This window comes from Nostocoides sp. (assembly GCF_035343835.1).
GTDB classification, from domain to species: Bacteria; Actinomycetota; Actinomycetes; order Actinomycetales; family Dermatophilaceae; genus Nostocoides_A; species Nostocoides_A vanveenii.
Genome location: NZ_DAOQZV010000195.1, coordinates 1 through 6,107, shown reverse-complemented (window position 1 = coordinate 6,107; position 6,107 = coordinate 1). Strand labels below are relative to the sequence as shown.

General features: G+C 70.0%; 6 protein-coding genes and 1 pseudogene. 5 read left to right on the top strand and 2 right to left on the bottom strand.

The annotated features are described in order from the left end of the window. Nucleotides 1-89: 89 nt before the first annotated feature. Nucleotides 90-596 (bottom strand): SigE family RNA polymerase sigma factor, encoded by a 507-nt coding sequence (locus PKH97_RS12595; protein WP_324387830.1) that lies wholly within the window; start codon nucleotides 594-596, stop codon nucleotides 90-92. 262 nt (nucleotides 597-858) lie between these two features. Next, entirely contained in the window at nucleotides 859-1,443 is a 585-nt protein-coding gene (locus tag PKH97_RS12590; RefSeq protein ID WP_324387829.1) for a L,D-transpeptidase family protein, read from the bottom strand. A gap of 7 nt (nucleotides 1,444-1,450) precedes the next feature. Here PKH97_RS12590 and PKH97_RS12585 point away from each other — a divergent pair, with 7 nt between their 5' ends. From PKH97_RS12585 to PKH97_RS12565, 5 genes and pseudogenes are all read left to right on the top strand, one after another. Further along, entirely contained in the window at nucleotides 1,451-1,915 is a 465-nt protein-coding gene (locus PKH97_RS12585) for a hypothetical protein (protein WP_324387828.1), read from the top strand. 198 nt (nucleotides 1,916-2,113) lie between these two features. Beyond that, entirely contained in the window at nucleotides 2,114-2,308 is a 195-nt protein-coding gene (locus PKH97_RS12580) for a DUF3073 domain-containing protein (protein WP_324387827.1), read from the top strand. 121 nt (nucleotides 2,309-2,429) lie between these two features. Next, nucleotides 2,430-3,956, top strand: a complete 1,527-nt coding sequence (locus tag PKH97_RS12575) for a cytosine permease (protein WP_324387826.1) — start codon at nucleotides 2,430-2,432, stop codon at nucleotides 3,954-3,956. Further along, nucleotides 3,953-4,519: a cysteine hydrolase gene (locus tag PKH97_RS12570; RefSeq protein ID WP_324387825.1), complete on the top strand. Its 567-nt coding sequence runs from the start codon at nucleotides 3,953-3,955 to the stop codon at nucleotides 4,517-4,519. Before PKH97_RS12575 ends, PKH97_RS12570 begins: the two co-directional genes overlap by 4 nt. Nucleotides 4,520-4,803: 284 nt before the next feature. Continuing rightward, a pseudogene (locus PKH97_RS12565) lies at nucleotides 4,804-6,107 on the top strand (hypothetical protein); the annotation flags it as partial.

The following is a 6,107-nucleotide window of genomic DNA, read 5'->3' as shown; positions in this document are numbered from 1 at the left end:
GCGGCGGGCGGCCACGGCATACAGGCTCGGGCCGGGAGGCACGAACTCGTCGTCCTCGACGGCCTGCTCGAGCAACTCACGAACGGTGCTCACGGCGTCCTCCCTGGAGTGGCGGGTTGGGGGTCGTCCAGCAGCAGCCCGCTCCTGCGCAAGGCGTCCAGGCCACGGGAGACGCGGGACTTCACGGTGCCGGGGGCACAGCCGAGCGTGTCGGCGATCTGGGCCTCGGTCTGCTCGGCATAGAAGCGCAGCACGATGGCGGCGCGCTGGTCGGTGGGCAGCGACTGCAGGGCGGCGCGGATCGCGGGCGCGGTGACCAAATCGCTGGTCACGGCCGTCTCGGGGAGTTCCCCATGCGGGATCTCCCCGGACCAGCGGCGCTTCCGGTCGCGCAGGAGCAGCCGGACCATGGTGGTGCGCACATAGGCGTCGGCGGCGGACTCACGGACCTTGGGCCAGGCGAGATAGGTGCGAATCAGGGCTTCCTGAAGCAGGTCCTCGCCGGAGGCGCGCGTGCCGGCGAGCAGGACGGCGGTGCGGGCGAGCGCGGCATACCGGCTCTGCACGAAGTCCTCGAAGTCCTGCGCTCGCGCCATGCCCACCTCCCTTTACCCGCGCCCGTATGCCGTGACGTCCCGTCACCGACATAGAGCACCTAGGTGGCCGGTTTCGTTCCCTCCCCATCCGAACCGACGACGTGAGCCGAGGCGAGACGAACGCGAACGAGGCCACCTACGACGGTGTCGCGACGACCGGCGAGACGGGGACGCGAGGCACGAGCGGCCCCGCCGAGCCGACGAGGAGCGACGCCAAAAGGACACTCGTCCGACGAAGGAGCGGAAAACTTCGGGGGGTGTCCTAGAACACGACGACGGTGCGGCCCATCGGCATCAGGCCGCGGGCCCAGATCATGTCCATGGCCGGGTTCGAGACCCGGGCGCAGCCGTGCGAGGCCGGGTAGCCCGGCACGCTGGATGAGCCGTGGACCGCGATACCGCCGGTGAAGTATTTCGGCCGCCACAGGTCGCCGAGCGGGCCGTGCTCCATCTGATCGATCTGCAGGATGACGCTGAAGGTGCCCTTGGGGGTGATGGCGACGGCGGGGTGGCCGCGGCTGATGTACTTCTCGCCGCTGCCGGTGCTGGTGTTGAGGATGGCCACGATCCGAGAGTTCTCGACGACCGTCAGCACCTGGCTGGCCAGGTTGATTTGCACGGCGTTGCCGCTGACCACGAGCTTCGGCTGGACACCGCGGTCGAGTGCCGCACGGGTGGCTGGCCCGTAGACCCCGTCGCGGCCGAGGCCAGCGGTCTTCTGAAGGGCCATGACGGCCTGGGACGTGTTGTAGCCATAGGTGCCGTCGGGCGTGCCGAGCCAATAGCCCAGGTCGCTGAGCCGTTGCTGCATCCGCTGCACGGCCGGCCCCTTGTCGCCGGGCTTCATCAGCGAAGTGTCGTCCAGCGGCGGCGGGGTGGTGGGCGTGCTCGTCGGCTTGGGCTTCGGCGACGTCGGCGAGGGCGTCGGCGTCATCGACGTGGGCGACGGGCTCGTGGTCGACGGCTTCGGTGTGGCGGTCGGCGTCGGTGTTGTCGACGTGCTCGCCGTGGCCGGCAGCGTGGTGCTCGGGCTCGGTGTGCTCGTCGTGTTCGGCGAAGTGCTCGATGCCCCCGGCGTGGTCACCGCGGACGTCGTCGCGCCGGCGAGGTCACCGCTCGGCGAGCACGCGGTCATCCCGATCGTGGCCGCCAGCAGCACGGCCGCGGCGCTGACGCCTCGTCCCTTGGTCATCTCAATCCCCACTCGATCAATCGGCTCGGCCGGTTGGCCCTTACTACCCAACCGACGCCCGAGCCCGGCGCGGGGTTGTCTCGCGCCCGGTAACGAAGGGATCACGCCCATCCCGCTTCCTCTCTGAGCCGCCCGCACGCGCGAACGGGCAACCGTCCTTTCGCCGACCCGCGGTCCGTCACCTGGGAGAGGAACATCGTGAATTGCTATAGCGTTACTCCCACGAACACACACATTCCCGGGACCGCTCCGCGAAGGTCGGCTGATCAGCACGTTCAGCCGGGTCAGCGATGCCGCCCCGGCAGACGCATGAGGGGGTCACGCCATGGGGCGCGGCCGGGCCAAAGCCAAGCAAGCCAAGGTTGCTCGCGACTTGAAGTACTACTCGCCGAGCACCGACTTCAGCGCGCTTGAACGAGAACTCCACGGGGCCACACAGACCCGCGAGCCGGAGTTCGTGGATGACACGGACGATGATGACGACGACGACTACGGTCGCTGGGTGACCGGACGGCGTTAACACCCTTGTGCCGCGCGTGCGGTGATGCACGCGCGGCCCGGATGCCACGGCATACGGGCGACACGAAGGCAGGCAGCCCCGGTGGGGCGTGTGTGCGGCCGTGATCTGGCACGCTCTGATCATGACTGCTGCCACGAACCGGGGGGCCACTGAGCGCGTGCGCTCGCTCGGTGTCGAGACCACCGGCATCGAGATCATCGGTGAGTCCGAGCGCACCGCGTCACCGAAGGATCTCTTCTGGCCGTGGTTCGCGGCGAATATCTCGGTCTTCGGGATCTCGTATGCCGCGTTCGTGCTCGGCTTCGGCATTTCCTTCTGGCAAGGCGTGGTCGTCACCCTGCTCGGCGTGATCGTCTCCTTCCTGCTCTGCGGGATCATCGCGATTGCCGGCAAGCGGGGATCGGCGCCGACGATGATCTTGTCGCGGGCCGCCTTCGGGGTGACCGGACAGAAGGTGCCCGGCGTCATCTCGTGGCTGGTCTCCATCGGCTGGGAGACCTTCTTGTCGATCATGGCCGTGTTGGCGACGGCGACGATCTTCGACCGACTCGGGTGGGGCGGCGGCACGGCCACCAAGGTCATCGCCGCCATCGTGGTCGCCGCGATGATCGTCATGGCGTCGGTCGCGGGTTACCACATCATCATGAAGATGCAGTCCTATCTGACGTGGATCACCGGGGCGATCACGCTCCTCTACGTCGCGATGACGGTCAAGGACATCGACTGGGCGACGGTCTCGGCGATCCCGTCCGGCAGCTTCCAGCAGACGATCGGTGCGCTGGTCATGGTGATGACCGGGTTCGGCCTCGGCTGGATCAATATCGCCGCGGACTGGTCGCGCTATCAGCGACGGGACGCCGCGGGTGGGGCCATCGTCGCCTGGAACACCATCGGCGGCGCACTGGCCCCCTCGCTTCTGGTTTGCTACGGCCTGGCGCTGGCCGGCTCGGACGAGAAGGTCGCGAGCGCCATCGGCGGCGACCCGATCGGCACGCTGGCCACGCTGTTGCCGACCTGGGTGCTCGTGCCCTTCCTCATCGTCGCGATCCTCTCGCTGGTCTCCGGCGCGGTGCTCGGCATCTACTCCTCCGGCCTGACCCTGCTCAGCCTCGGCGTGCGCATCCCGCGGCCGGCCGCGGCCCTCGTCGACGGGGTGATCCTCACACTGGGCACGTTCTATGTCGTCTTTGTCGCCCAGAACTTCATCAACCCCTTCCAGAGCTTCCTGATCACTCTCGGGGTGCCGCTGGCCGCATGGGCGGGCATCATGATCGCCGACATCGCCCTGCGCCGGCGCGACTATGACGACGACGCGCTCTTCGATCCCCGCGGCATCTATGGCGCCTGGGACTGGATCTCCATCGCCACGATGGCGATCTTCTCGGTGATCGGGTGGGGCCTGGTCGTCAACCCGTTCGCCGCCGACGCCTCGTGGAACAACTGGCAGGGCTATCTCCTCGAGCCCCTCGGCCTCGGCACCTGGAATGCGACCGACGGCTACTGGGAGGGCAACTGGGCGTATGCCAACCTCGGCGTCCTGCTCGCCCTCGTCGGTTCGCTCCTGGTGACCTATGTCGCGCGGCGGGCCAAGGTGCGGGGTCAGGAGCTGGCACGCGGCCACGCCAGCTACGCGCCGGTGAACCGGTGAGCGCGCCGGTCCCGTCGCCCGAGCCGGGCGAATGGCTGGTCATCATCGACCCGCAGCGGATCTTCGCCGACCCGGCGAGCGCATGGGGCTCCCCGATGTGGGCGGGTGCGGTGGGGCGCATCGTGCGGTTGGCCGCGGCATACGGCAATCGGGTGGTGATCACGCGGTTTGTGGCGGACCCGCACATGGGGGGCTCCTGGGAGCCCTACTACCGCGAGTGGCCGTTCGCGGTTGTGCCCGACGAGAACCCGCTGTATGCCGTGGTGCGCGAGCTCGGTGACGTCGCCTCCGCCGCGGGTCGCGACGGACGGGTCGTAACGCTGCCGACCTTCGGCAAATGGCACGCGGATCTGCGGGCCGTCGTGGGCGACCAGCCCCGGCTGCGGCTGGCCGGCGTCTCGACGGACTGTTGTGTGCTCGCCACCGCCCTCCCCGCGGCCGATGCGGGGGCGACGGTCGTGATCGACGCGCCCGGGTGCGCCGGATCGAGCGTGGAGAACCACCAACGCGCGCTCGACGCCATGGCCCTCTTCGGCCCGCAGATCGTCATCGACGCGGGCTGACCTGCCCCTGCGCGGATGCGCGCCTCGTGTCGAGACTTGACACGTGCCCACGATTCACAGGTACTTGGCAGGCGACAATCCGCCGGGGTGGGACAATCGAGTGGATGCAGCGCGATGGAGCACCCCAATGGGGGCGGATGCGGGAAGCGGCCACATCCGTGATCGCCGGCGCCACGTTGCTCGCCCTAGGCGCCTGCACCGGCGACTCTGTCACCGCCACCAGTAGCGCGAGTTCAAGCGTCCCCCCTACAGCACAGCCGGCCTCTCCCAGCAGCCTGACGCGCGTGCCGGTTAGCCTGCCCGGCCCGGTCACCGCGATGGCGGCGACCGACGCCGGCCTGCTCCTCGGGACGTATGCCGTGTCCACCACTCCGCGCGCGGGGCTGACCCTCGTCGACCCGGCAGCCGGGTCCGGCGGCGAGGGCAGCGCAAGGCGGGCGGTCAGGGTGACGGCGAGCACGGCATACGGCAAGGAAGGGTCGTGGCTGGCGCTGGCCGCGAACGGGACGCAGGTGATCGGCGTCGCGGGCCAGCGCGGAGGCGCGCACGGCAATGTCCGGTGGACGATCTGGCGCGGCAATATCGGTGCGTCCGGCGGTGCCGTGGCGGAGGAGAAACAGGAGTTCTGGACCTTCGGCGGCTACGACATGGGGGGCCTGAGCGGCGTGGGCTACGGCGCCGGGCAACCCGTGGTCGTCGGTGGGTGGAAGTCCGAGGGCACCGGCCTGGACATCGCGACGTGGCGCGCGCAGGGCAGGACATGGGTCCGCGCCAACTCCGCGCGCACGGCCCTGGCCAGCACCAAGGCGAGCGGACTGGTCGCCGCCACCGCGGTCATCCCGATGGGATCGTCGGTGCTGCTGCTGGGCTCGACGACGCTTCTCGGCGATGGGAGCGTGCAGGTGGTGCCGAGCATCTGGACGACGACCGGATCGGTCATCCAGAGCGCGTGGCGGCGTTACGACCTGCCCACCGGATCAGCGACAGGTCAGGCGTCGGTCGAGGCGGGTGGGTGTGGCGACGGGGCGTGTCTGCTGGCCGGGCGGATCGGCGACCGGCTGGCCCTGTGGCGCTGGGACGGCCGGGCGGCGAGCACCATCGCGGCCTCGGATGTGGCGCTCGGCGACCAGGAGCGGATCGTCGGCGCTGGGCTGGTGGACGATCGACCATGGCTGGCGATCGCCTCGGGCCTCGGGACAGGGGGCGCGGGGACGTCGTCGGGCACCGAGACGGCGGGTGTGGGGACGGCGGGCCAGGCGGGTGCTGCGCCGACGCCGCCAGTGTCCGGGCCTTCCGGACCAACCTCGGCGGCGTCATCGGCGTCATTGGGGTCGTCCACGGCCGCTGGCTCGACGGCCTCTGGCACCGCAGCGGGATCCCCGGTCGGGCGCATTGTGCACAGCGCCGATCCGATCAGCGCCGCTCAGCTGGCGTGGACGGTCGAGCCCGGCCCTGGCGGTGCCCCCACCGCCGCGGGCGTGGCCGGCAACCCGCGCACGCCCGTGAGATTCACGCTGGGGCCCGACACGCCCCGGTCCTTGGGCTTGTCGAAGCCTTCGTCTTTGCGCATCGCCGTCGACTTGAGCCC